The 1,086-nt window shown below is 68.1% G+C and carries 1 protein-coding gene; it reads left to right on the top strand.

Going from position 1 to position 1,086, the window contains the following annotated elements:
• Nucleotides 1–87: 87 nt before the first annotated feature.
• A complete protein-coding gene (locus tag ACH0BZ_RS16370) occupies nt 88–1,008 on the top strand; it encodes a glutamate ABC transporter substrate-binding protein (RefSeq protein ID WP_406899806.1) in 921 nt (306 codons plus the stop codon).
• Nucleotides 1,009–1,086 lie beyond the last annotated feature (78 nt).

Below are 1,086 nucleotides of genomic sequence, written 5' to 3'. Positions count from 1 at the left end.
CCGGGGCAGCTCGATTCGCCATGCCCCATGATTTCACATACCCAACCGTAAAACTACTTCACACGCGCGACACTAGGAGGCGGTGAGATGCGTTCCCGAATCCTGTCCGCCGCGCTGGTCGCGGTGGTCGCGGCCACCGGGCTCACCGCCTGCGGCTCCGGCGGCCCCCGCAGCCTCCTCGAGTCGATCCGCGGCGGCGAGGTGGTCCTGGGCACCAAGTACGACCAGCCCGGCCTGGGCCTGCGGAACCCGGACAAGTCGATGACCGGCTTCGACGTGGACGTGCTCGAGTACGTGGTGGCCGCGATCGCCGACGAGCTGGGCGTCGAGCACCCCGAGATCTCGTGGAAAGAGGCGCCGTCCGCCCAGCGCGAGACGCTCATCCGCAACGGCGAGGTCGACGCGATCGCCGCGACGTACTCGATCAGCACGAGCCGCGACGCCTCCGTGGAGTTCGGAGGCCCCTACCTCGAGACCCAGCAAGCGCTGCTCGTCCGCCGCGACGACGAGTCGCTCACCGGCCTCGCCGACCTCGACGCCGGCCGCAAGCTGTGCTCGGTGGCCGGCTCGACCTCGGCGCAGAACGTGGAGAAGCAACTCCCAGGCGTGCAGCTGCAGCAGTTCGACAGCTACTCCTCGTGCGTGGAGGCGCTCCACCAGCGCAAGGTGGACGCCCTCACCACCGACGCGACCATCCTCGCCGGGTTCTCCGACCAGTACCCCGGTGAGTTCCAGATCGTCGGCATGGAGATCCTCAAGGACACGTTCAAGGAGGACGGCTCCCCCGACAAGAAGGCCGGCGACCCGTTCTCCACCGAGCGCTACGGCATCGGGGTCACCGACAAGGACACCGAGGCCCAGGAGGCGATCAACCGCGCACTGGACAAGATGATCGCCGACGGCGAGTGGGAGCGGGCCCTGATGGACAACGTGGGACAGGCGATGGAGGAGGCCGACTACCCGGCCCCCGAACCGCCCACCCCCGGCGACCTGTCGTTCCTGGACTAGGTGTACTGCCCAGCCAGGTTGTTTGAGATCCGGCTGATGGGTGGGAGCTTCCCGATCGCGGTGTGGGGCCTGTGGTGA

The organism is Dietzia sp. 179-F 9C3 NHS, from assembly GCF_045369825.1.
Lineage (GTDB): Bacteria > Actinomycetota > Actinomycetes > Mycobacteriales > Mycobacteriaceae > Dietzia.
This window is presented reverse-complemented; position numbering and strand designations above follow the sequence as displayed.